The organism is Bilifractor sp. LCP21S3_A7, assembly GCF_052118825.1.
Taxonomy (GTDB): Bacteria; Bacillota; Clostridia; order Lachnospirales; family Lachnospiraceae; genus Bilifractor.
Genome location: NZ_JBQKGL010000004.1, coordinates 48,963 through 74,119 on the forward strand (window position 1 = coordinate 48,963; position 25,157 = coordinate 74,119).

At 51.5% G+C, this 25,157-nt stretch carries 15 protein-coding genes and 1 riboswitch; of the genes, 10 read left to right on the plus strand and 5 right to left on the minus strand.

The annotated features are described in order from the left end of the window. The first annotated feature begins 28 nt into the window (after nucleotides 1-28). The 9 genes from ACTQ1O_RS04675 (at nucleotide 29) to ACTQ1O_RS04715 (ending at nucleotide 16,541) form a co-directional block, all read left to right on the plus strand. The gene (locus ACTQ1O_RS04675) at nucleotides 29-1,342 is read left to right on the plus strand and encodes a murein hydrolase activator EnvC family protein (protein WP_441486319.1); all 1,314 of its coding nucleotides are present in this window, start codon (nucleotides 29-31) and stop codon (nucleotides 1,340-1,342) included. Nucleotides 1,343-1,627: 285 nt separating this feature from the next. Next, nucleotides 1,628-3,613 (plus strand): sodium-translocating pyrophosphatase, encoded by a 1,986-nt coding sequence (locus ACTQ1O_RS04680; RefSeq protein ID WP_441486320.1) that lies wholly within the window; start codon nucleotides 1,628-1,630, stop codon nucleotides 3,611-3,613. 44 nt (nucleotides 3,614-3,657) lie between these two features. Next, nucleotides 3,658-3,879 carry a hypothetical protein gene (locus ACTQ1O_RS04685; RefSeq protein ID WP_441486321.1) on the plus strand — a complete coding sequence of 74 codons (222 nt, stop codon included), beginning with the start codon at nucleotides 3,658-3,660 and terminating at the stop codon, nucleotides 3,877-3,879. Beyond that, the gene (locus tag ACTQ1O_RS04690) at nucleotides 3,876-5,180 is read left to right on the plus strand and encodes a fused HPr family phosphocarrier protein/2-hydroxyacid dehydrogenase (RefSeq protein WP_441486322.1); all 1,305 of its coding nucleotides are present in this window, start codon (nucleotides 3,876-3,878) and stop codon (nucleotides 5,178-5,180) included. Before ACTQ1O_RS04685 ends, ACTQ1O_RS04690 begins: the two co-directional genes overlap by 4 nt. Before the next feature lie 316 nt (nucleotides 5,181-5,496). Continuing rightward, the gene (gene rpoB, locus ACTQ1O_RS04695; protein ID WP_441486323.1) at nucleotides 5,497-9,360 is read left to right on the plus strand and encodes a DNA-directed RNA polymerase subunit beta; all 3,864 of its coding nucleotides are present in this window, start codon (nucleotides 5,497-5,499) and stop codon (nucleotides 9,358-9,360) included. 131 nt (nucleotides 9,361-9,491) lie between these two features. Next, nucleotides 9,492-13,250: a DNA-directed RNA polymerase subunit beta' gene (rpoC, locus tag ACTQ1O_RS04700; protein ID WP_441486324.1), complete on the plus strand. Its 3,759-nt coding sequence runs from the start codon at nucleotides 9,492-9,494 to the stop codon at nucleotides 13,248-13,250. A gap of 155 nt (nucleotides 13,251-13,405) precedes the next feature. Beyond that, nucleotides 13,406-13,972 carry a M48 family metallopeptidase gene (locus ACTQ1O_RS04705; protein ID WP_441486325.1) on the plus strand — a complete coding sequence of 189 codons (567 nt, stop codon included), beginning with the start codon at nucleotides 13,406-13,408 and terminating at the stop codon, nucleotides 13,970-13,972. 398 nt (nucleotides 13,973-14,370) lie between these two features. Then, nucleotides 14,371-15,312, plus strand: a complete 942-nt coding sequence (locus ACTQ1O_RS04710; RefSeq protein WP_441486326.1) for an ROK family glucokinase — start codon at nucleotides 14,371-14,373, stop codon at nucleotides 15,310-15,312. Between the two features lie 392 nt (nucleotides 15,313-15,704). Continuing rightward, entirely contained in the window at nucleotides 15,705-16,541 is an 837-nt protein-coding gene (locus ACTQ1O_RS04715; RefSeq protein WP_441486327.1) for a deoxyribonuclease IV, read from the plus strand. Nucleotides 16,542-16,767: 226 nt separating this feature from the next. Here the strand turns inward: ACTQ1O_RS04715 and dapB are convergent, their stop codons facing one another. Both dapB and dapA read right to left on the minus strand, forming a co-directional pair. Continuing rightward, the gene (gene dapB / locus ACTQ1O_RS04720; RefSeq protein ID WP_441486328.1) at nucleotides 16,768-17,526 is read right to left on the minus strand and encodes a 4-hydroxy-tetrahydrodipicolinate reductase; all 759 of its coding nucleotides are present in this window, start codon (nucleotides 17,524-17,526) and stop codon (nucleotides 16,768-16,770) included. A gap of 62 nt (nucleotides 17,527-17,588) precedes the next feature. After that, entirely contained in the window at nucleotides 17,589-18,482 is an 894-nt protein-coding gene (dapA, locus tag ACTQ1O_RS04725) for a 4-hydroxy-tetrahydrodipicolinate synthase (RefSeq protein ID WP_441486329.1), read from the minus strand. A 389-nt stretch (nucleotides 18,483-18,871) separates the two neighbouring features. Then, nucleotides 18,872-19,045: riboswitch (Lysine riboswitch) on the minus strand. 367 nt (nucleotides 19,046-19,412) lie between these two features. On the opposite strand from dapA, the gene typA reads away from it, so the two are divergent. Continuing rightward, entirely contained in the window at nucleotides 19,413-21,248 is a 1,836-nt protein-coding gene (typA, locus tag ACTQ1O_RS04730) for a translational GTPase TypA (protein WP_441486330.1), read from the plus strand. A 474-nt stretch (nucleotides 21,249-21,722) separates the two neighbouring features. Here typA and ACTQ1O_RS04735 read toward each other — a convergent pair whose 3' ends face one another. Genes ACTQ1O_RS04735 through ACTQ1O_RS04745 form a run of 3 tightly spaced genes read right to left on the minus strand, consistent with a single transcriptional unit; the run spans nucleotide 21,723 to nucleotide 25,143 of the window. Next, complete coding sequence (locus ACTQ1O_RS04735) at nucleotides 21,723-22,910, minus strand: ribose-phosphate pyrophosphokinase (protein WP_441474112.1); 1,188 nt, start codon at nucleotides 22,908-22,910, stop codon at nucleotides 21,723-21,725. Nucleotides 22,911-22,950: 40 nt separating this feature from the next. After that, a complete protein-coding gene (locus ACTQ1O_RS04740) occupies nucleotides 22,951-23,985 on the minus strand; it encodes an ATP-binding protein (RefSeq protein ID WP_441474111.1) in 1,035 nt (344 codons plus the stop codon). A 54-nt stretch (nucleotides 23,986-24,039) separates the two neighbouring features. Beyond that, on the minus strand, nucleotides 24,040-25,143 hold the full coding sequence (locus tag ACTQ1O_RS04745) for a DnaD domain protein (RefSeq protein ID WP_441486331.1): 1,104 nt from the start codon (nucleotides 25,141-25,143) through the stop codon (nucleotides 24,040-24,042). Nucleotides 25,144-25,157: the final 14 nt, after the last annotated feature.

Genomic DNA, 25,157 nt, shown 5'->3' on the forward strand with positions numbered 1-25,157 from the left:
AACGATTTTAAATCTGAGGTGTACATTTATGAAGGGAATGAAACGATTTTTACCTGCGGCACTTTCTGCAGCTCTGCTGCTGTCGGGGGCTTTTGGAACTTATCCGGCAGCGGCTTCTACGCAGGATGAGATCGATTCGGCTGAGGCGAAGAAGAGCGCGGCAGAATCTGAATACAATAGCGCGCAGGATAGAATCAGCGGGCTTCAGGCGAAGAAGGATAATGCACAGGAATATCTGCAGGATCTCAATGATCAGCTGACGGATCTGAATCAGCAGCTGGATGAGCTTCAGCAGAAGTACAGCGCTACCCAGGAAGAATATGATACCGTGAATCAGGAACTCGCCGATGCGCAGGAGAAGGAAAGTGTTCAGGCGAAGAACATGGCGCTCCGGATCAAATATATGTATGAGAATGGAATCGGAACAGGTGCGCTGGAGACGCTTTTTTCCTCCGGTAACTTCAGTGATTTCCTGAATGAAAGCACAAACGTGTCTGAGCTCACGAGCTATGACAGGAAAGTTCTGAAGGAGTACAGCGAGATCTGCGAGACGATTACCGAGAAGCAGAAAGAGGTGAAGAAGGAGGCGGATCAAATCGCCGGTCTTCAGGAACAGAGCAAGAGCAAACAGGAAGAGATACAGAATCTTGTGGATTCCACCCGTGAGGATGTCCAGGAGTATGCAGATTCTCTGGAAGGTGAGCAGAGTACAGCGGCGGACCTTCTGGCAAGCATACAGGAACAGCAGGCCAATATCGACGCGCTGAACGAGAAGGCGGCAGATGAGGTGGCCGCTGCAGATGCGGCAGCGGCGGATAAGGCGAGAACCTCGACGCAGGAGGCTGTTTCCGAGCAGGAGACCCAGGAGGCGGCTGCTCCGGAATCAAAATCGTCGATGCCGGCATCCGGGAGTACCTCAGCTTCATCTTCATCGGGAGCCACGGGTACTGCCGCGGCTGTGGCAACACCGACGCCGACTGCAGCTCCTGCTCCCACGCAGGCAGCTTCTGCGGAGAGCCCGGCACCATCCAGTACTTATTCTGGCGCGGCGCTTACGGCGGCTGCCGGCCGGATTGAAGGTCCGAGCGGGCAGGAAACTTATTATAACATGGATATGTCAGGTGTCGTCAGCATCATGAGAAGCATGGGTAATACCGATGAATACTGGGTGCGGTCCGACGGAGCCAAGATGCTTGGAAGTTATGTAATGGTTGCGGCAAATCTTGGTGTCAGGCCGAGAGGATCTCTGATCGCGACGAGTCTCGGAATGGGAATAGTGGTTGACACCGGCGGCTTCGCTGCCGCGAACCCGACACAGCTTGACATTGCGGCAAACTGGTAATTATAAATCGTCATGCCCCGCAGGCAGGGCACCACAATATGTACAAGGAGCTTCTTCGTTCCATGAACGAGGAAGCTCCTTTTCTAAATATACGAGGAAGCTCCTTTTCTAAATATACGAGGGAGCTTCTTTTCTAAATATTGTTTGTGATATGAATGAAAAGTAGTATAATTGAAGAAAAACGGGAAAATAGACAGTGTTTAATCCCGTAAGCCCGGATGCCCTGCGAGTGGGGCATAACAAACTTTATAAGCTGCAGATTGGTGAGTAAGGGAGGCGAAAGAAATGTCAAAGAGTATTTTGGTTCTGGTGCCGGTGATCAGTGCTGTTGCGCTGATTTTCGCTGCCTGTTTGGCGGGTTCCGTCAGAAAAGAAGAGGCGGGAACGGAGCGCATGCAGGAAATCGCGGCTGCGATCCGGGAGGGCGCGAGCGCGTTTCTCGCCTCGGAGTACAAGGTGCTGGCGGTTTTTGTCGCGGTTCTGTTTTTGGTTCTGGGCTTTGCGCTGCAGAACTGGCTGGAGGCGGTATGCTTTCTGATTGGAGCGGCATTTTCGGTGCTGGCTGGTTTCTTCGGAATGCGGGTCGCTACGCTGGCTAATGTCCGTACGGCGAATGCAGCAGGGAAATCCGGAATGCCAAAGGCCCTTTCCATTGCGTATCATGGAGGTGCTGTCATGGGCTTCTGCGTGGTTGGCCTCGGTATACTGGGAGCCAGCCTGATCTATCTGATCAGCGGCAATGCGGATGTGCTGTTCGGCTATAGCCTCGGCGCCTCCTCGGTTGCGCTCTTTGCGCGTGTCGGAGGCGGAATCTACACCAAGGCGGCAGATGTCGGCGCAGACCTGGTCGGAAAGGTTGAGAACAATATACCGGAAGACGACCCGCGCAATCCGGCAGTGATTGCGGATAACGTCGGAGACAATGTCGGCGATGTGGCCGGTATGGGAGCGGATTTGTTTGAATCCTATGTGGGAGCGGTTGTTTCCGCGGTCACGCTTGGAATCGCGTCTTCCGGAGAGGCGGGCGCTTTCTATCCGCTTATGATTGCGGCATGCGGAATAGCCGCGTCTATTATTGGCACTTTTTTTGTCAGAGGGAAGGAGAACGGAAACCCGCAGAGAGCTCTGAACATGGGAAGCTATGTTGCGTATCTGCTGGTCATTATTGCGTCTCTGATTCTGAGCAGGACTCTGTTCGGGGAGTTCCGGCCGGCAGTTGCGGTGATTTTCGGACTTCTCGTCGGGTTTGTGATCGGTCAGATGACAGAGATCTATACTTCAGACAAATATAAATCCGTCCGAAAGATCGCGGAGGAATCACAGACCGGAGCCGGCACAACCATCATCACAGGGCTCGCGGTAGGAATGAAGTCTGTCATGGTGCCGATTCTTTGTATCTGTGTCGGTATTTTCGTGTCCTATATCACAGCGGGACTTTACGGCATCGCGCTCGCGGCGGTCGGAATGCTTGCAACGGCCGGAAGTACGATTGCCGTAGATGCATATGGTCCGATTGCGGATAATGCCGGCGGAATCGCCGAGATGTCCGGCATGGATGAGAGCGTCCGAGAGATTACCGATGCTCTGGATTCCGTGGGGAACACGACCGCGGCAATCGGAAAGGGATTTGCGATCGGATCTGCAGCTCTGACGGCACTTGCGCTTTTTGTATCCTATGCGCAGGCGGTTCATCTGGAGAAGATTGATATCATGGATCCGAAGGTTATCATCGGTCTCTTTGTCGGAGGCATGCTGACCTTCCTGTTCTCCGCCTTTACGATGGAATCTGTATCGAAGGCGGCATACAAGATGATTGAAGAAGTGCGGCGGCAGTTCCGTGCGGATCCGGGCATTCTGGCCGGAACGAGCCGTGCGGATTACAAATCCTGTGTCGGGATATCCACACAGGCGGCGCTTCACGAGATGATTCTTCCGGGCATTCTCGCAGCAGCTTCACCAATCCTGCTTGGCCTGATCCTCGGAACGGATGCTTTGGGAGGGATGCTTGCGGGTGCGCTGCTCACAGGCGTACTGATGGCAATTTTCATGAGCAACGCCGGCGGCGCCTGGGACAATGCGAAGAAATACATTGAAGGCGGAAAGTTCGGAGGAAAGGGCAGCGAGGCGCACAAGGCAGCGGTTGTCGGAGACACTGTCGGCGATCCTTTCAAAGATACGTCAGGTCCGTCCATTAATATTCTTATTAAGCTGATGACGATTGTATCTCTGGTATTCGCGCCGCTGTTTCTTGCTGTGGGAAGTCTGCTGTAATCGATTCCACTTGTATCTTCTCAAACTGCCGGGAACATGATATCATGGATGCAGCATCATGTCGGACAATTGAACAGGCAGCTGACATGGCGGAGAATCCGGCGTCACGGAAGATGATGAGATGTGGCGACAGGCAGTCAGCTGCCATGGGAGATGATGAGATGCCGCGACAGGAAATCATACGGCCCGGCAGACAGGTAACACGAAAACGGCCAGGTAGTACGGAGATGTGTACGGATGTACATATCAGAAAGGAAAAAGAATGAAAAGCTTACAGTATACGGTGAAAACCCCTCTCGGAATTCATGCGCGCCCGGCGGCAATGATTGCTCAGGCGTGTACCGCACTGAAGAGCGAGGTCGTCATAGAATGCGACGGAGAAGTGGCGAGCGGCGACAATGTTCTTCAGATTCTCAAGCTTCATGCGGCAAAGGGGTCTGTTCTGAACATTACGGCGGAAGGCCCGGATGAGGAGGAAGCCATTGAGAAAATTTCTGATGTGTTTCACGGGATCGCGGCGAAGGATAAGAACGTGGATGTTCTGAAGGTTGCTTTCTTCGGGACAAAGGATTATGACAGAATGTTTTTCAGTCAGCTTGCGAGGGATAAAGGAGAAGGCACTTATAACGTTGAGATCAAGTATTTTAAGGCAAGGCTGACATCGGAAACGGTACATCTGGCCGAAGGATTCCGTGCGGTATGCATTTTCGTGAACGACGAGGCACCGCGCGAGGTAGTGGAGGCGTTGAGTCAGTGCGGCGTCCGTCTGATCCTTCTGCGCTGTGCGGGCTTCAACAATGTTGACCTGCAGGCGGCAAAGGAGTGCGGAATTACGGTGCTTCGCGTGCCTGCTTATTCCCCGTACGCCGTTGCCGAGCACGCAATGACGATCATCCAGGCGGCGAACCGCCATATTCACAAGGCATACCTTAAGGTGAAGGAGAATGATTTTGCACTGAGCGGTCTTCTCGGTGTGGACCTTCACAATAAGGTTGCGGGTATTATGGGAACCGGAAAGATCGGTCAGTGCATGGCCAAGATCTGCAAGGGATATGGCATGACGGTGCTCGGATGGGATGCCTTCCCGAATCGCAGGCTGGAAGAGGAGGGGCTTCTCACCTATGTCAGCAAGGACGAGCTGCTTCAGAGAGCGGATCTCATCTCTCTGCATCTTCCGTTAATCATGGGAGAGGGCGGGACTTATCACATCATCAATGACGATACGATTGCCATGATGAAGGATAATGTAATGCTCGTGAATACCTCCCGGGGCGGCCTTGTAGACGCGGAAGCTCTGATCCGCGGACTGAAGGCGCAGAAGTTCCACGCAGTGGCGCTCGATGTATATGAGGGAGAAGATTCCAATGTATACACGAATCATTCCGATGATTTCCTCACAAATGATATCGTGGCTCGGCTCACCATGTTCCCGAACCTGATTCTGACCTCCCATCAGGCATTCTTCACCCGGGAGGCGATGCAGGCAATTGCGGCGATTACTATGGAAAATGCCAGAAACTTCAACGAGCATCTTCCCTACGGTGACGCGGAGTGCCGGGCAAAATAAGAAGCGGATACAGGAACATTGTGTTAAAAATGTATAAATGGAAAAGCGTCTCCGGAGACGGAGACGCTTTTCGTGTCTGGAAAACAGAAAAAATATGTTTCAATTGTATTAAATTTCATTTGACAGGCTTGACAGACTGTGTTATTGTAAAAAATGCACTATTATGGCAACATGTGCCTACCATCCTGAGAACAAAAAAAATTTTGTTCAAATTCACGATACAGATGGGCATGTATAGTTACCGTCAACGAAGCCCCTCCGGGGGCTTGGGAGACATAATTTATTTTCATATTATATCACAAGGGGTGAAACGTCAATGGAGAAAAACAGGATACGTCTGATCCACAGCGGCAGAAACATTCGCATGACCTACCAGAGACAGAAAGAAGTTCTGGAAATGCCCAATCTGATCGAGGTTCAGAAGGATTCCTATGAGTGGTTCCTGAAGGACGGTCTCAAGGAAGCTTTCGATGATATCTCTCCGATCGAAGATTACGGCGGGAAACTGAGTCTTGAGTTTGTGGACTACCAGCTCTGTGAGGATGATGTAAAGTATTCCATCGAAGAGTGTAAACAGCGTGACGCTACGTATGCAGCACCACTTAAGGTAAAGGTACGTCTTTTCAATAAGGAAAAGGATGAGATCAGCGAACATGAGATTTTCATGGGCGATCTCCCTCTTATGACGGCGACTGGTACCTTCGTCATCAACGGTGCTGAGCGTGTCATCGTCAGCCAGCTGGTGCGTTCTCCTGGAATTTATTACGGCATTGCGCATGATAAGCTTGGTAAAGAGCTTTATTCCTGTACGGTTATCCCGAACCGTGGCGCATGGCTTGAATATGAAACCGACTCCAATGACGTTTTCTGGGTACGTGTGGACCGTACCAGGAAGGTTCCGATCTCCGTACTGATCCGTGCGCTCGGTATCGGAACGAACGCCGAGATCGTTGAGTATTTCGGCGAGGAACCGAAGATTCTGGCAAGCTTTACAAAGGATACCTCTACGAATTATCAGGAAGGTCTTCTTGAACTCTACAAGAAGATCCGTCCCGGTGAGCCGCTTGCTGTGGAGAGCGCCGAGACGCTCATCAATGGCATGTTCTTTGACCCCCGCCGGTATGATCTGGCGAAGGTGGGCCGCTACAAGTTTAACAAGAAGCTTGCTCTTCGGAATCGTATCGCGGGTCATGTACTGGCTGAGGATGTTGTCAATACAGAGACCGGAGAGATCATTGCGGAAAAGGGACAGACCGTCACCCGCGAGATGGCGGACGATATTCAGTATGCTGCAGTTCCGTATGTGTGGATTGAGACACCGGAGCGCAATGTCAAGGTTCTTTCCAACCTTGAAGTGGATATCACCAGATGGGTGGATGTAGATCCGGACGAAGTCGGAGTCACTGAGGAAGTTTATTACCCGGTTCTCGCCGAGATCCTTTCCGAGTATACGGATATTGAAGACATCAAGGACGAGATCCGCGACAGAATCCACGAACTGATTCCAAAGCATATCACGAAGGAAGACATCTTCGCTTCCATCAACTACAATATGCATCTGGAGTATGGCATCGGAAATGATGATGACATTGACCATCTGGGCAACCGGCGTATCCGCTGCGTGGGAGAGCTTCTTCAGAACCAGTACAGAATCGGTCTTTCCAGACTGGAGCGTGTTGTGCGTGAGAGAATGTCCACGCAGGATCTTGATACGATTTCCGCACAGTCTCTGATCAACATCAAGCCGGTTACAGCTGCCGTCAAGGAATTCTTCGGATCCTCGCAGCTGTCCCAGTTCATGGATCAGAACAACCCGCTCGGTGAGCTGACACATAAGAGACGTCTGTCTGCCCTTGGACCGGGAGGACTTTCCAGAGACCGTGCCGGCATGGAGGTGCGTGATATTCATTACACGCATTACGGACGGATGTGTCCGGTTGAGACTCCTGAGGGACCGAACATCGGACTGATCAACTCCCTCGCATCCTATGCGAGAATCAATAAATACGGATTTGTCGAGGCACCTTACCGCCGCATTGACAAGACGGATCCCAAGAACCCTGTTGTCACGAAGGAGGTTGTCTATATGACGGCCGATGAAGAGGACAACTACCATGTGGCGCAGGCGAATGAGCCTCTCGATGAAGATGGACATTTCATTCATCATAACGTATCCGGACGTTTCCGGGCAGAGACTCAGGCTTATGACAGAAGCATGTTTGATTACATGGATGTATCTCCGCGGATGGTATTCTCGGTCGCGACATCGTGCGTGCCTTTCCTTCAGAATGATGACCCGACCCGTGCACTGATGGGATCGAACATGCAGCGTCAGGCCGTGCCGCTTCTGTTCACCGAGGCACCTGCTGTCGGAACTGGAATGGAAGAGAAGGCTGCCGTTGACTCCGGAGTCTGCGTTGTCGCAAAGAAGGCGGGAACCATCACGTATTCAACTTCCTACGAGATCCGCATGGACAACGATGACGGAAGCCGCGACGTATATCATCTGATGAAGTTCGAGCGAAGCAACCAGAGCAACTGCTACAACCAGCGGCCGATTGTCTTCAAGGGTGATCATGTAGACGCTGGTGAGGTGATCGCGGATGGTCCTTCCACATCGGGCGGAGAGCTTGCGCTCGGAAAGAACCCTCTGATCGGTTTCATGACCTGGGAGGGCTACAACTACGAGGATGCGGTTCTTCTGTCAGAGCGTCTGGTGCGTGATGACGTGTACACCTCCATCCATATCGAAGAGTACGAGTGCGAGGCCCGCGACACCAAGCTCGGACCGGAGGAGATCACAAAGGATGTTCCCGGTGTCGGCGATGATGCGCTGAAGGATCTGGATGAGCGCGGTATTATCCGCATCGGCGCGGAGGTACGTGCCGGAGACATCCTTGTCGGAAAGGTAACTCCGAAGGGAGAGACCGAGCTGACCGCTGAGGAGCGTCTGCTTCGTGCTATTTTCGGAGAAAAGGCAAGAGAAGTCCGTGACACGTCGCTGAAGGTTCCGCACGGCGAGTACGGTATTGTTGTGGATGCCCGGGTATTCACCAGAGAAAACGGCGATGAGCTGTCCCCCGGTGTGAACCAGGCGGTTCGTATCTACATTGCGCAGAAGAGAAAGATTTCTGTCGGTGACAAGATGGCCGGACGTCACGGAAACAAAGGTGTCGTATCCCGCGTACTTCCAATCGAGGATATGCCGTTCCTGCCGAACGGACGTCCGCTCGATATCGTTCTGAACCCGCTGGGCGTACCTTCCCGTATGAACATCGGACAGATTCTGGAGATCCATCTGAGTCTTGCCGCGATGGCACTTGGCTTCAATATCTCCACGCCGGTATTCGACGGCGCGAATGAGGTGGATATCCAGGATACCCTTGAGCTTGCAAACGACTACGTGAACAGTGAGTGGGATGATTTCTATGAGAAATACAAGGATATCCTCCTGCCGGAAGTTATGCAGTATCTGTCCGATCACAGAGATCACAGGGCGCTCTGGAAGGGCGTTCCGATCCGCCGCGACGGAAAGGTTCAGCTCCGTGACGGTCGGACAGGTGAGCCGTTTGACGGCCCGACCACAATCGGACACATGCATTACCTGAAGCTGCATCATCTGGTTGACGATAAGATTCACGCACGTTCCACAGGTCCATACTCCCTTGTTACCCAGCAGCCTCTGGGAGGAAAAGCGCAGTTCGGAGGACAGCGTTTCGGAGAGATGGAGGTATGGGCGCTGGAGGCATACGGCGCAGCTTATACACTTCAGGAGATCCTGACTGTGAAATCCGATGATGTCGTTGGACGTGTGAAGACATACGAGGCGATCATCAAGGGTGAAAACATCCCCGAGCCGGGCATTCCGGAGTCCTTCAAGGTTATGCTGAAAGAGCTTCAGTCTCTTGCACTGGATATCCGCGTTCTGGATGAGAACGGAGAAGAGGTCAAGATCATGGAGTCTGTTGACTACGGGAATACAAGCTTCCGCAAGATCATGGAGGATGCAGACCGGTACAACAACAGAACGGATGACAAGGAACTGAGCGACCACGGATTCGGAAAGCAGGAATTCAAGGACGGTGAGCTCGTTGACAGTGAGAACGATCTCGATGATACCATCACAGACGATGAGGATGAGGAATTTATCGAAAGCCTTGATGACGACATGGATGAATAATTTATTCGTGCCGGGGCCTGAAAACGCAGGCCCTGCAAGGTGTCTGTCAACCAATGAGTAGTAGATCCGTGCCGCGCCGGTTACTTCCGCGGCGCGCCGGATTTCATATACATGCTGAAAGGGGTAAATAAATGCCGGAAACAGTTAATAAAGAAGAAGGAACGCATCAGCAGCTGAACTTCGATGCCATTCGCATCGGCCTTGCTTCACCGGATAAGATCCGTGAGTGGTCTCATGGAGAGGTCAAGAAGCCGGAAACGATTAACTATCGTACGCTGAAACCGGAAAAAGACGGACTGTTCTGCGAACGGATTTTCGGACCGACCAAGGACTGGGAGTGTCATTGCGGAAAATACAAGAAGATCAGCTACAAGGGTGTGATCTGTGACCGATGCGGCGTAGAGGTTACGAAATCATCTGTCCGCCGGGAGCGTATGGGCCATATCGAGCTGGCAGCGCCCGTATCCCACATCTGGTACTTCAAGGGGATTCCTTCCCGTATGGGCCTGATCCTGGACCTGTCTCCGAGAACACTGGAGAGAGTTCTGTATTTTGCAAGCTATATTGTACTTGATCCCGGTGATACCAAGCTGATGAAGAAGCAGATTCTCTCAGAGCGTGAGTACAGTGAGGCGCTTGAGACGTACAGACCGGATGAGTTCCGTGTCGGAATGGGAGCTGAGGCAATCAAGGAGCTTCTCTGCGAGATCGATCTGGACAAGGAATATGAAGAGCTGACAACAGAGCTGGAGCAGGCAAGCGGTCAGAAGAGAGCCCGTATCATCAAGAGACTTGAGGTTGTAGAAGCTTTCCGTGAGTCCGGAAACCGCCCGGAGTGGATGATTCTGGACTGCGTACCGGTTATTCCGCCGGATCTCCGCCCGATGGTACAGCTGGATGGCGGCAGATTCGCGACCTCCGATCTGAACGATCTTTATCGCAGAATCATCAACCGGAACAACCGTCTGAAGAGACTCCTGGATCTGGGAGCACCGGATATCATCGTCAGAAATGAGAAGAGAATGCTTCAGGAGGCTGTAGATGCTCTGATCGATAACGGACGAAGAGGAAGACCGGTTACAGGCCCGGGAAACCGCGCACTGAAATCTCTGTCTGACATGCTGAAGGGAAAGAACGGACGGTTCCGTCAGAACCTCCTCGGAAAACGTGTCGATTATTCCGGACGTTCCGTTATCGTCAATGGACCGGAACTGAAGATTTATCAGTGTGGTCTTCCGAAGGAAATGGCTATTGAGCTGTTCAAGCCATTTGTCATGAAGGAGCTTGTATTCAGGCAGATGGCACACAATATCAAGAACGCCAAGAAGATGGTGGAAAAGCTTGATCCGCAGGTCTGGGATGTACTGGAAGATGTCATCAAGGAGCACCCGGTTATGCTGAACCGTGCGCCTACACTGCATCGTCTCGGTATTCAGGCATTTGAGCCGATTCTGGTTGAAGGAAAAGCAATCAAGCTTCATCCGCTGGTATGTACCGCATTCAATGCCGACTTTGACGGTGACCAGATGGCCGTGCATCTTCCGCTGACACAGGAGGCGCAGGCAGAGTGCAGATTCATGCTTCTCTCCCCGAACAACCTGCTGAAGCCGTCTGACGGAGGAGTCGTTGCCGTTCCGTCTCAGGATATGGTTCTCGGAATCTATTACCTGACACAGGAACGTCCCGGCGAGATCGGAGAGGGAACCTTCTACAAGGATCTCAACGAGGCACTGCTCGCTTATGAAAACGGATATATCAAGTATCAGTCAATCATCAAGGTCCGCCGCTATGGGAAGGACGCTGAGGGAAATGAGATCTCCAAGGTGGTCGAGACGACACTGGGACGTCTGATTTTCAACGAGATCATTCCGCAGGATCTGGGATATGTGGACCGTTCCGTGCCGGGCAATGAGCTTCTTCCGGAAATTGATTTCATGGTAAAAAAGGGAGACCTGAAGAAGATTCTGGAGAAGGTCATCAACACCCACGGTGCGACCAGAACCGCTGAGGTTCTTGATGCCGTGAAGGCAATGGGATATCATATCTCCACCCGCGCAGGAATGACGGTATCCATCTCGGATATGACTGTCCCGAAGGAAAAGCCGGAGCTGCTTGAGGAGGCGGAGAAAACCGTCGACAAGATCACCCGCAACTACAAGCGTGGACTGATCACAGATGAAGAGCGCTATAAGGAAGTAATCTCCACATGGGAGGAAGTCGATAATCATCTGACCAAGCTTCTTCTGAGCGGACTTGATAAGTACAATAACATCTTCATGATGGCGGATTCCGGAGCCCGTGGTTCTGATAAGCAGATCAAACAGCTGGCAGGTATGCGAGGCCTGATGCAGGATACAACCGGTCATACCATCGAGCTGCCGATCAAGTCAAACTTCCGTGAAGGTCTGGATGTACTGGAGTACTTCATGTCGGCACATGGAGCCCGTAAGGGTCTTTCCGATACCGCGCTTCGTACCGCCGATTCCGGATATCTGACCCGTCGAATGGTCGATGTATCACAGAACCTGATGATCCGCGAGCCGGACTGCTCCGTCAACCGCAAGGAAATTCCGGGAATCTGGGTCGAGGCGTTCACCGAGGGCAAGGAGATGGTTGAGTCTCTGGAAGAGCGTATTACCGGCCGTTTCTCCTGCTATACGATCAAGGACAAGGACGGAAATGTGATTGTAAAGGCAAATCATATGATCACACCGCGCCGTGCGGCTAAGGTTGTGTCTGAAGGCGTGGATGAGAATGGAGATCCGATCACAAGAGTGAAGATCAGGAGCATTCTTACGTGCCGTTCGCATCTTGGCATCTGCTCAAAGTGCTATGGCGCGAACATGGCGACCGGAGAAGTTGTTCAGGTCGGCGAGTCTGTCGGAATCATCGCAGCGCAGTCCATCGGTGAGCCTGGTACACAGCTTACCATGAGAAACTTCCATACCGGTGGTGTTGCAGGTACCGCTGATATTACACAGGGTCTTCCCCGTGTCGAGGAGCTTTTCGAGGCCCGTAAGCCGAAGGGACTTGCCATCGTTACAGAGATGTCAGGTACCGCACAGCTTAAGGATACAAAGAAGAAACGTGAGATCGTTGTAACCGATAAGGAAGGCAATTCAAAGACGTACCTGATCCCGTACGGAACAAGGCTGAAGAAGGAGCTTGAAGATGCTGACGCCACCAAGGAAGTAGAGGCAGGCGATCCGCTAACCGAAGGTTCCATCAATCCGCATGATCTTCTCCGTATCAAGGGAGTTGAGGCCGTTCAGAATTATTTGCTCGGAGAAGTTCAGCGTGTATATCGTCTGCAGGGTGTTGATATCTGCGATAAGCACATCGAGGTTATCGTTCGTCAGATGCTGAAGAGAGTCCGCGTGGAAGAGGGCGGCGATACCGGTCTGCTTCCGGGCAAGATGATGGATTATCTTGACGTTCTGGATATGAATGAAAAGATGGAAGAGGAAGGCAAGGAGTGCGCGACCTATGAGAGACTGCTTCTGGGTATCACAAAGGCGTCTCTTGCGACAGATTCCTTCCTGTCCGCGGCGTCCTTCCAGGAGACCACCCGTGTTCTCACTGATGCTGCAATCAAGGGCAAGGTGGATCACCTGATCGGTCTGAAGGAGAACGTAATCATCGGAAAACTGATTCCGGCAGGAACCGGCATGAAATATTACCGAAACCTGAAGCTGGATACCGATGCGGAGATCGAAGCCGAGAAGGCTGCAAAGGCACTTGCTGCGGCGTCCGGCAGTGATGCGGAAGATGAGTCCGCGCCGGCAAAGGAAGAAATTCCGGAAGATCAGGAAAATGAATCAATCACAGACGTAGATGAGCCCGCTGAGAACGAAAATACAGAGGACAATACCCCTGTAACTACAGAATAATAAGTCTGCCGTCGGTTTGTTTCTGCGACAGTAAAAAAGGCCCTTAGATGCATGCCGATCAATCGGAGCACCAGGGCCTTCTTACAGTATGAGGAACTATCATATGTGGCAGCATGCAAATTGGCATGACTGTATTTCGGGGAAGGAAGAGGGGCATGAAATACAAGGTAATCCGAAGCCGGAAGAGACGAAAATCCCTGAGCCTTCAGATTACTCCGGATGCCGGAATTGTCGTGCGCGCACCATATTTTGCAACGAACGATGAGATCCGGAGATTTGTGGAAGCCAACCAGGGCTGGATCGAGCGCAACGCCGCTAGGATGGAGAAGAGAAAAGAAGAGCTGGCGAGGAATCCGTACGGAAAAATTACGGAGGATGAAATCCGTAAATTGTCGGAACTCGCAGCGCGTACCATCCCCCCAAGAGTGGCTGTTTACGCAGCCGAGATCGGAGTGACCTACGGAAGGATTACCATAAGGAACCAGAAGACACGCTGGGGAAGCTGCTCCGCGAAGGGAAATCTGAACTTTAACTGTCTGCTGATGCTTGTCCCGCCGGATGTGCAGGATTATGTGATCGTTCATGAGCTGTGCCACAGAAAACAGATGAATCATTCCCGGCTGTTCTGGAATGAGGTCGAGAAAATTCTTCCGGATTACAGAGAGAGGGACCGGTGGCTGAAGGAAAACGGAGGCCAGCTGATTGCCAGGACGCGGATGTAATGGAAAATCTGCATAGTATGATAATAGCAGACTTTTGCTTTGAGGCTTTGAGAGAAAAGAATATAGAGTAAATGGCCATACGATACATTGTGCCACATACTGTATAAGTCCCCGCGTCACTTCGCAGCTTCCGTGCCGCCAACAGGTGACCGACTTCGTCGGTCTGTCGCGGCGTTCGCCCCACCGCTTCACACTTTGTGTGAGCGGATGTGGCTCACTGCCCGCGCATATTCGCACTTCCGTGCCGCTTGTGCGTCACTTCGTGCTCATACCTGTTGCTTTCGAAATCGCATACAGTCTCTTACGCGCGCTTCGCGTGCGGCGATCCTGTCTGCGTTTTCGAAGAGCTTATACAGTAAAGGGATTTGTGAAAGAATAGAAAACAGGAGGTTGGATTGATGAAAGCATATGCAGTCGGAGTTGATGTAGGGGGAACTACAGTTAAGATCGGAATTTTTCGGACTTCTGGAGACCTGCTTTTGAAATGGGAGATTGTAACGGACAAGAAGGACGGGGGCCGCAATATTCTTCCGGACATTGCGAGCTCGATCAAGAGCATGCTGTCGAATAAGGGAATCGGTCTGGATGAGATTCAGGGAGTCGGAATCGGCATTCCGGGAGCGATCCTGAACAGATCGATCGTGAACCGCGCGGTGAACCTTGGATGGGATGTCGTTCCGGTAAAGGATCAGCTGGAACAGCTTTTTGACGGCAAGATCAATGTTCTGGTGGGAAATGATGCAAATGTCGCCGCGCTTGGAGAAATGTGGCAGGGCGGCGGAAAAGGGTTCAAGGATATCGTAATGGTGACACTCGGAACCGGTGTCGGCGGAGGAATCATCATCAACGAGCAGATTCTGGACGGAACCTTCGGCGCTGCGGGAGAGATCGGACACATGCCGGTGAATCCGCAGGAGACAAGAGTCTGCGGATGCGGCAAAAAGGGTCACCTGGAGCAGTATGCTTCCGCAACTGGAATTGCAAACACGGCGAAAGCTGTCGTTTCTTCCACAAAGGAAGATACGGATCTGAAAGGGCTGGACAGTATCACGGCAAAGGATGTTTTTGACGCTGCCAAGAGAGGAGACAAGGTGGCTCTTGGAATCGTTGATTATACTGCGGAGATACTGGGCAGAGGTCTCGCGATGGTTGCGGCTGTCGTCGATCCGCAGGCATTTGTGATCGGAGGAGGTGTCTCGAAGGCAGGCCCCATCCTCACGGACTCCATTCAGAAGTATTACAGAAAGTATGCCTTTCATGCATCGGAGGATACAAAGTTTGTCCTGGCTACACTCGGAAATGACGCAGGCATTTACGGAGCGGTACGGATGGTTCTGTGACACGGCGGGGCATCAGCAGAATAGCAATAATCCCAATCTGCGTGTTTTTCTGTGACACGGCGGGACATCAGCAGGCTCCGTCATAATTCCAGTCCGCGTTTTTTTTACGCGAACAGTGAGCCGCAGCCGAATGCGAAGTATTCGTGTGCGACGAGCGTCGCGATAGCGAGATAAAACTCGCGCAGCGTGTTTTATCTCGTTCGTGACATCGGTCAGAAAATGGGTGCGGGCGGACATCGTAGATTAGAGAACAGGACTTACAGGAGCGGAAATCGTATGAAGAAAATCGCAGGATACATTCTGGCGGCGCTGGTTGCGGCGGGCTCGGCGTTTATCTTCCTCAGAATGAAGATCTATAAAAAAATAAAAGTATTCAGGAAAAAAGAGGGATAATGATTTACATCGGAAACCATGTATCGATCTCAAAGGGGTACCTCTCGATGGGAAAAACGGAAGAAAGGCTCGGCGGGAACACGTTCGCCTTTTTTACCAGGAACCCGCGAGGGGGCAGGAGCAGTGAAGCGGACCCGGAGGACATAGCAGCACTGAGGGATTTTCTTTCGGCGCATTCCTTCGGCAGGCTGGTGGCGCACGCACCGTATACAATGAATCTGTGTTCCGCAAAAGAGGACATCCGCGAGTACTCCGAGAATATATTCCGGGAAGATTTACAGAAAATGGAACTTCTGCCCGGACAGTTCTTCAATTTTCATCCTGGCTCCCACTTGAAGCAGGGTTACGAAAGGGCAGCGGATGAAATCGCGGATGTTCTGAACCGGACGATTTCAGCCGATCAGACGACCACGGTTCTTCTGGAAACTATGGCCGGAAAAGGCACAGAAGTCGGACGCAGCTTTGAGGAATTAAAGGGAATCCTTGACAGGACAGAGCGGAAGGAGAAGATCGGTGTATGCTTTGATACCTGCCATGTCTGGGATGCCGGATATGATATCGTGAATGATCTGGACGGGGTGCTCCGGCATTTTGATGAGGTGATAGGACTGGACAGGCTCTTTGCAGTTCATCTGAATGACAGCAAGAATGAATGCGGCTCTCATAAGGACCGTCACGAGAAGATCGGCCTCGGGAAGATCGGAGAGGAAGCTCTGATGCGGGTAGTGAATCACCCGCTTCTGCAGAACAGGCCATTCATTCTGGAGACGCCGAATGATGACGAAGGTTACCGGAAAGAGATCGCCTTGGTGAAACAGACAAATCAGGAGGCGTGAAAAGCTGCGGATTGCTCCGCAGCTTTTATGACGTAAAAAGTTATACGATTACATGTGACGCGCAGATTTGTCAATTGCGTTCAGAGTACAGATTTATTGATGTCATCTGAAATACAGAGTTATGCGATTTCATCTGAAGTACAGAGTTATACGATGTCATCTGAAATACAGAGTTATGCGATTTCGTCTGACGTGTGGATCTGCCGATTCCGTCTGAAATACAGACTTACCCAATTACGTCTGACATGTCGTACATGCCGGCGGGCTTTCCGGCAAGGAATTTAGCTGCCTCAACCGCGCCTTTGCCGAAGATGGCACGGGAGTAGGCGGTATGTCGGAATTCAATCACCTCATCCTGCCCTGCAAACATGACGGTGTGATCGCCGACGATGGAGCCACCCCGAACCGAAGAAATACCGATTTCCTTCGGGTCTCTCTTTTCGTGGCGGTCATGACGGCTGAATACGAAGTGATATTCATTGCCGAGAGCTTCGTTCATGCTTTCGCCGAGCGCCAGGGCCGTTCCGCTCGGAGCATCGATCTTTCGGTTGTGGTGCGCTTCCACGATCTCCATATCGTAACCCGCGGGAGCCAGAAGAGCAGCAGCCTCCTTTACAAGCTTCATCAGCAGATTGATGCCGACAGACATATTCGCGGAGCGGAGGATCGGGATGACTTTGCTGCATTCGGCCACCTTCGCGAGGGTCTCCTCCGTGAGAGCGGTGGTGCAGAGAACCAGGGGAAGTCTGTGGTCTACACAGAAATCCAGAAGGGCATCTGTCGCCCGGAAATTTGAAAAATCAATGACAGCATCTGCTTCAACGCTGCAGTCAGCAGGACTGGAAAAAATCGGATACTCACGGACATTATTTGCCGGAGCAATATCAATACCTGCTGCAATAACCGTCTCGGAATCTGCGTTCAGGATGTCAGTCAGAACCTGTCCCATATGTCCGTTGCATCCGCTCAGAATCACCTTTACCATTTCTTTCTCCTTCTTCACAGCTTATTCTTTAAGAGCTTTTCCGTTTTCAGATCCAAAGAGATTTATTTTACCTTGATTCCGAAGTCGATCAGTGATTTTCTGAGCCGCTCGGTGTCCGCTTCGGATCCCATACCGTAGAGCGGTCCGCGGAGAGGGCCGACCTCTTTGCCCATCATGTTCAAGGCAACCTTAACCGGGATCGGGTTCACCTCACAGAAGAGAGAGTCGATCAGGTCGATGGCATTCAGCTGCATCGCACAGGAACCCTTGGTATCGCCGTTCAGGTATTTCCAGCACATCTCATGGGTATATCCGGGCGCGACATTTGAGAGAACGGAGATTACGCCGAGACCGCCGAGAGACATAATCGGAACAACCTGATCGTCGTTTCCGGAGTAAATATCCAGAGCATCACCGGCAAGAGATTTTGTCTTCGCAATCTGGGAAAGATTGCCGCTGGCGGCTTTGATTGCCACGATGTTCTTTACATTCTTTCCAAGGTAGGCTGCTGTCTCCGGAAGAATATTGCAGCCGGTTCTGGAAGGAACATTGTACATGATGATCGGTGTGTGTACCGATTCCGAAACCTCGGTGTAATGGCGGATGAGGCCTGACTGCGTCGCCTTGTTGTAATAGGGGGTGACGACAAGAAGGCCGTCAACTCCGGCTTTTTCAGCTTCTGTAGAAAGGTAAATCGCGGTTTTTGTGCTGTTGGATCCGGTTCCGGCAACAACTGGAATCCTGTGATTGACAGTCTCTACACAGTGGCGGATGGTGGCGATATGTTCCTCCTCAGAGAGTGTAGCAGACTCGCCGGAAGTACCGCAGATGACGATACAGTCAGTTCCCTCCGCAATATGCCACTCGATCAGCTCATCGAGCTTATCGTAATTTACAGTTTCGTCTTCATTCATCGGGGTGACGAGCGCGACACCGGCTCCTTTAAAAATTGCCATGACAGATCCTCCTTGATTTGGTTTAGAAATTGATTCTTCACGTTGCCAGTCTGTGTACTTGTAACTGAGTACACAGTTTCGCACAGTCGTGTCTGTGCATCGATATCTGTGCTTATATCTGCGCATCGATATCTGTGCATCCATATCTGTGTATCTATGTCTGTGCATCTATGTCTGTGCATCCATATCTGTACATCGATGTCTGTACCACCAGGTCTGCGCATTCGTATCTGTGAGATAGGTGCATCAGTGTATGAGAACTATGCCTTGAGACAAAAAATATGCGCCGCCGGAATGGCGCCGCCTGACATTCTGATGAAGCAGATCCGCCCGAGGCATAAAAACCGTTACCGGAATGCAGCCGGCGATCATGATTCATCGTATATGTATCTGCGGATAGCGCTCCATCTGACGATGACAGTCATAAACCTGTTCGATTCATGCCCAAGAAAAAGAAAGCAGAGATCCCTTCCTTTCGGCGTATGTCCCTTTCTCCGCGTCTTCCCCTGCACTCTGCTGCATCGAACCGGATACTCTTGAGATACGCAACCTCTATCACATATAAGGCGATTATATCGTCTGCATAAATGCTTGTCAAGATAACGAAAAGACGATTATCGTTAAATCTGTTCAAAAAAGTTCGTGGAAACCGCATAAAATCAGACCTTTGCAGACTACACAAAGGGAAAATGTTGTGATATAATTTCGTGGTTGCAGATAGTGAAAAAATATACAGAGTTGCCCCGTTTCAGGGGTCAGGCAGTGAGATCTGCCCGGGTTCGGCAGAAGAAAAGCTTGAATATTTGAATCCGGAGGCAGGTTTTCCCAGGAGCAATGTCCGCGAGACCGGAAACGGGTTTTCCAAGAGACAATGTCCGGGAGAACAGATGCACGTTGATGCTGCCGGCATTAGATGTGAGGTTGAAGATTATGAAAATTACCAGAAACGATATCCGTAACGTTGCCATTATTGCCCATGTCGATCACGGCAAGACAACGCTGGTAGATAAATTGCTGAGACAGAGCGGAGTATTCCGGGATAATCAGCAGGTACAGGAAAGAGTCATGGACTCCGGCGCAATTGAAAAGGAGCGTGGAATCACCATCCTTTCCAAGAACACTGCGGTTCAATATAAGGACACCAAGATCAACATCATCGACACACCCGGACATGCTGATTTCGGCGGCGAGGTAGAGCGTGTACTGAAGATGGTAAATGGCGTTATCCTTCTGGTAGATGCGTTTGAAGGGCCGATGCCGCAGACACGTTTTGTCCTTGAGAAGGCTCTGGCACTAAATCTGAAGGTTGTGGTCTGCATCAATAAGGTAGACCGTCCGAACGCGCGCCCGACTGAGGTGGTGGACGAGGTCCTCGAGCTTCTGATGGATCTCGGAGCTTCCGATGAGCAGCTCGACGCTCCCTTCCTCTACGCTTCTGCGAGAGACGGATGGTGCACCAACGAGCTTGATGACGAGCGAAAGGACATGACACCACTCTTCGAGGCAATCCTGAAATATATTCCAGCTCCGACAGGTGACCCGGATGCCGGTATTCAGATGCTGGTATCTACCATCGATTACAATGAGTATGTCGGCCGGATCGGAATCGGTAAAATCGACAATGGAACATTGTCTCTGAATCAGGAAGTTCTTCTGATGAATCATCATGATCCGGATAAGAAGGCACGGGTAAAGATCAGCAAGATGTATGTCTTCGACGGACTGAAGAGAGTTGAGGTTGAAAAGGCAACGGTAGGAGAGATCGTAGCGGTATCCGGTATCGCGGATCTGCATATCGGAGATACGCTCTGCGATCTGGAGAACCCGCAGCCGATTCCATTCCAGAAGATTGAGGAGCCCACGATTTCCATGAATTTCGTGGTCAACGATTCACCTCTTGCAGGAACCGAGGGAACCTATGTTACTTCCCGGCATCTTCGCGATCGTTTGTTCCGTGAGCTGAACACCGATGTGTCACTCCGGGTTGAGGAGACAGATTCTGCGGACTGCTTCAAGGTATCCGGACGAGGCGAGCTTCATCTGTCGGTTCTGATCGAGGAGATGAGACGTGAGGGCTACGAATTCGCGGTCAGCAAGGCAGAGGTTATTTACAGGTACGATGAACGTGGCAGGAAGCTGGAGCCGGTGGAGCTGGCATACATCGATGTGCCTGATGAGTATTCAGGGGCTGTGATTCAGTCGCTGAGCGAGCGGAAGGGCGAGCTTCAGGGAATGAGCGTCGGTGAGAACGGTATTACCCGTCTGGAGTTCAGCATTCCTTCGAGAGGCCTGATCGGTTTCCGCGGCAACTTCATGACGATGACAAAAGGAACGGGAATCCTGAACACGATTTTTGATGATTATGCACCGTACAAGGGTGATATTGTGTTCCGCAAACAGGGATCTCTGATCGCCTTTGAGCCAGGAGTATCCGTTGCGTACGGGCTGTTCGCAGCGCAGCAGAGAGGAACGCTGTTCATCGGACCGGGTGAAAAGGTTTACGCGGGAATGGTTGTCGGCATGTCTTCCAAGCCGGAGGATATTGAGCTGAACGTTTGCAAGACCAAGCATCTGACCAACACCCGTACCTCTTCATCAGACGAGGCGCTCGTGCTGACGCCTCCGATGGTTCTCTCTCTCGAGCAGGCACTGGAATTCATAGACAGTGACGAGCTTCTGGAGGTAACTCCGAAGAGTCTTCGTATTCGTAAGCGTCAGCTTGATTCCAGACTCAGAAAGCGCGAGGGAATCAGAAAGAACGGATAAAAGAGCCGGTCACAGATACAGGCGGGCGGCCTGAAAATCAAAAAAATCGGATTACGAGAGAAAAGTAAAAAGAGCCTGTAACAGATGCAGGAAAGAGCAAGGAAAAACGAGACGGCCGGAACATTTCCCCGAGCAGGAAATGTTCCGGCCGTCTCGTTCTGTTTCTGCGTTTTTGCACAGCAGACTGCTTTGCACATTGTACCATTTGACGAATACAGGAGCATCGATCTGTTGATGTTGTTGCGCAGCTGACAGGCGGCGGCATTCGCGAGCAAGCTCAGGCGCTGACAGGCGGCAGCATTCGCAAGCAGCTCAGGCGCTGACAGGCGGCGGCATTCGCGAGCAAGCTCAGGCGCTGACAGGCGGCGGCATTCGCGAGCAAGCTCAGGCGCTGACAGGACGCGGTATTCGCAGGCACCTCCGATGTTGTGAACTCGCTTATGACAACAGGAATGAGAGACATTTGCCCGCAGATCAGATTTTCTCGTGATTCTCGAATTTTTTCAGAACCTTCTGGATACGGTCTACCGGGTCCAGAAGACTGCTGATGGAGGCGTCATGATTCAATGTGTCTATCAGAAGTGCTATGTACTTGCTCATATCACAGCTGATGTAATATGGACGCTGCAGAAGCTCCGGCCTCTGGTATACAAGATTTGTTGTGACAAGCTTTGTGAACACTCCCTTGCGGTAGGCTTCATCAAAGCTGTCAAGTCCGTTCGTGAACAGACCGAAGGTAGCACACATGTAGATGTTCTTCGCCCCGCGCTCCTTGAGCAGAGAGGCAACTTCAATCATGCTGTCTCCGGAGGAGATCATATCGTCGATGATGATCATGTCCTTGCCCTTTACGTCAGCCCCGAGGAATTCATGGGCGACGATCGGGTTTCTGCCATCGATGATGGTGGAATAATCGCGGCGTTTATAGAACATACCCATATCGACACCGAGGTTATTGGCGATGTAGATTGCTCTAGCCATGCCGCCCTCATCCGGGCTGATGCACATCAGGTGATCGGAATCGATCTTCATGTCAGGTTCCGCGTGCCGGAGGATGTTCTTGATGAACTGGTAGGATGCGGAGATGGTCTCAAATCCGTGAAGCGGGATCGCGTTCTGTACGCGAGGGTCGTGAGCATCGAAGGTGATGATATTTTCGACGCCCATTCCGACCAGCTCCTTGAGACCAAGGGCACAGTCCAGGGACTCACGGCCGGAACGCTTGTGCTGACGGCTCTCATAGAGGAAAGGCATGATCACGTTGATTCTTCTGGCCTTTCCGCCGATTGCCGCGATCGCCCGCTTAAGATCCTGAAAGTGGTCGTCCGGGGACATGTGATTGACATAGCTGCCGAGCTTATAGGTCAGAGAGTAGTTGCAGACATCAACGAGAAGGTAGATATCGTCTCCGCGGACGGACTCGCCGATGACTCCCTTTGCTTCGCCAGAACCAAATCTGGGAATGTCGCACGGAATAATGTATGAACTTCTCTCATAGCCCTCGACAGCCGATGAGGTTTTGTGATCCGATTCCCGGTCCCTTCTCCACTGCACGAGATAATCATCCACCTTGCTGCCGATCGTTGTACAGCTCTTTAACGGAATGATCCCGAGACGTCCGACCGGTAGGGAGTCATAGTAATTGTCGTTTCTGTTTGCCATATCTGAAATTCCTCCTTAAAACTGCAGGTTTCAAGTAGCATTATTCTGAGGTCTGATTCCGGTTCCGGTCCGGACCGTCGGCGGAGAGCCGTTTGCGGATCCGGATGTCTTCTCCGGAAATATGAATCAGACGGTATGAACCCATTATACGTGAAAAAGTACGTTCTGAGAAGGCTTCCCGGACCTTCATAATGGAAAGGTTTGTGGAAATGATCGTTGATTTTTTCTGAAGAATCCGTTCGTTTACGATGAGGAAAAGCTCGGATGTCACAAAATTATTCAGCATTTCCGTGCCGAGATCGTCAATGATCAGAAGATCACAGTCGTATACGGTCTCATACGTTTCCTTCAGATCTTCTTCAGAATGAAATTTGTATCTGCTCATGAGATCAAAGAGATCATATGCTGTCAGATACAGAACACTGCATCCGAGATCCAGAACTCCTTTCGCAATGGCGTGGGAGAGATGCGTTTTTCCGACGCCTACATCACCATAGAAGAAAAGATTTTCCGGTGTGCCCTTCCTGTGATTCTGCCGGAAATCCCGCACAAAATTCCTTGAAACAGCAAGAGCATTCTCGGCTTCCCAGTAGAAGGATTTCTGATTTACCTTATTAAAGGAATCTGTCGGATAGTATTTCAGTGAAAAATTATCAAAGGTGTCGGATTCCAGAGCATCCTTCAGATTTGAGGCGGAATAGAGCAGATCAATCTCAAGCTGGCGGAAACAGCTGCATTTCCGGTCTCCGACATATCCGGTGTCGTGGCAGAGAGGGCAGTCATACCGTGGCTCCAGGTAGTCCTCGGGATAGCCGTTCGAGAGGAGGAGCGCACGACGCTCCTCGGCAAGATCCTGAATTGCCCGGTCGGTGTCGAGATCGCTGCCCTTCGGATCACCCAGGAGAAAGAAGGCCTTTCGGACCGATACGGAGGCTACCTCGGCATCGATCTCGGGGAGACGTGGGATCTTCGCGTAGACCTCCGCTTTTCGGCGGTCCAGATCGCGACGACTTTTCAGCTGCTTCTGGCTGTAGATACGCATAATAGCATCATATTGTGAGTTGGACAGAGGCATAATCCCTCCTCTCTGTGTCTGGTTTCAGACGCGGATGCAGAGGAAGCCCGGAGATTAGTCCGGTGTTTCCGACTGCTGGTTCAAAAGAAGCTCCTGCTCGAGACGGTCGAAATCGTAGTCCCGCTGATGGAAATTCTCGTTGAAACGTGTCGAGGATTTTGCGGGTTCTCTTCCCGGACGTTTTTGAGACAGAGCCGTGTTCCCGGCTTCGGAAGACGCATGGGACTGGCGATAGGCGGAATCGAGCTTCTGAATATCGTCCGGCGTGTGGACGCCTGCCTTGTTCCAGTCGGAGAGAATGCGGTCCGCGTAGGAAAAAGAAGGCTGTCCGGTCTGCCGGATGGTCCGGCTGGCTGCCTCGCGGATCAGATCCATCGGCATTGCGTATTCCTTCAGCCATTTGTCCATCATCTTTATCTCATCGGGGATCGGATTGCGATTCCGGATGCCGAAGGCACGGAAAATCGCGAAATACCTGTCCTTCCAGGAACTGGAATATTCCTTCGCGGCCTGTACGGTTGTGAGCTTCTCATCGTTCCATGCAAGCCCGACTTTTTCAATGTAATTCATGTTCCGGCCGCCCCGCGATACGCAGTATTCCACCAAGTAGTCGATCAGATCAACCGGAAAATGAAGAACATCGTAGAAATACAAAATCCGGCGCATATCTGTTGCACTCAGGGGATGACCGATATACTGTTCAGTGAAGAAAAGAATTTGCCGTACATCCTCATTGTCTTTGAGTTCCCTTGCCCGGGCAGAGGAAATCTGCGCGGGAGCCGTTTTTTTCTCAGGGGGTTCGGGCGGTTTCCTCTCAGAGGGCTCCTCCGGTACATACTGAGTTTTCTGCAGTGAAGGCTGAATGGGCAAAAGCTCGATCTTCTCAAGCTCCCGTTCTTTCCCCCGGTAAGAGAGATTCAGAAGCCCGGCCTGCTGCCAGTAGCGAAGCGCGCGGAGAACATCCTTTTCCGTGCATGAAAAAACATCTGCAAGGGAGGAGAGCGTAGGATTGAAATCCTGCCGGTGGACACTCCGAAGCAGATACAGATAGATTTTCACAAAATCCCCGTTGGCACGGGGCATATAATAATCGATAAAGTCGTCTGCCAGAAGTGTCATTCCGGCAAGACGACTGTCCTTAATGGTTAACAAACCCATAGTTATTTCACCTG

Coding starts and splice junctions, on each gene's coding strand:
- rpoB (WP_441486323.1), top strand. CDS start 5,497: ATGGAGAAAAACAGGATACGTCTGATCCACAGCGGCAGAAACATTCGC.
- ACTQ1O_RS04680 (WP_441486320.1), top strand. CDS start 1,628: ATGTCAAAGAGTATTTTGGTTCTGGTGCCGGTGATCAGTGCTGTTGCG.
- dapA (WP_441486329.1), bottom strand. CDS start 18,482: ATGGCAATTTTTAAAGGAGCCGGTGTCGCGCTCGTCACCCCGATGAAT.
- rpoC (WP_441486324.1), top strand. CDS start 9,492: ATGCCGGAAACAGTTAATAAAGAAGAAGGAACGCATCAGCAGCTGAAC.
- ACTQ1O_RS04690 (WP_441486322.1), top strand. CDS start 3,876: ATGAAAAGCTTACAGTATACGGTGAAAACCCCTCTCGGAATTCATGCG.
- ACTQ1O_RS04740 (WP_441474111.1), bottom strand. CDS start 23,985: ATGCCTCTGTCCAACTCACAATATGATGCTATTATGCGTATCTACAGC.
- ACTQ1O_RS04745 (WP_441486331.1), bottom strand. CDS start 25,143: ATGGGTTTGTTAACCATTAAGGACAGTCGTCTTGCCGGAATGACACTT.
- ACTQ1O_RS04735 (WP_441474112.1), bottom strand. CDS start 22,910: ATGGCAAACAGAAACGACAATTACTATGACTCCCTACCGGTCGGACGT.
- ACTQ1O_RS04705 (WP_441486325.1), top strand. CDS start 13,406: ATGAAATACAAGGTAATCCGAAGCCGGAAGAGACGAAAATCCCTGAGC.
- ACTQ1O_RS04675 (WP_441486319.1), top strand. CDS start 29: ATGAAGGGAATGAAACGATTTTTACCTGCGGCACTTTCTGCAGCTCTG.
- ACTQ1O_RS04685 (WP_441486321.1), top strand. CDS start 3,658: ATGGATGCAGCATCATGTCGGACAATTGAACAGGCAGCTGACATGGCG.
- dapB (WP_441486328.1), bottom strand. CDS start 17,526: ATGGTAAAGGTGATTCTGAGCGGATGCAACGGACATATGGGACAGGTT.
- ACTQ1O_RS04710 (WP_441486326.1), top strand. CDS start 14,371: ATGAAAGCATATGCAGTCGGAGTTGATGTAGGGGGAACTACAGTTAAG.
- ACTQ1O_RS04715 (WP_441486327.1), top strand. CDS start 15,705: ATGATTTACATCGGAAACCATGTATCGATCTCAAAGGGGTACCTCTCG.
- typA (WP_441486330.1), top strand. CDS start 19,413: ATGAAAATTACCAGAAACGATATCCGTAACGTTGCCATTATTGCCCAT.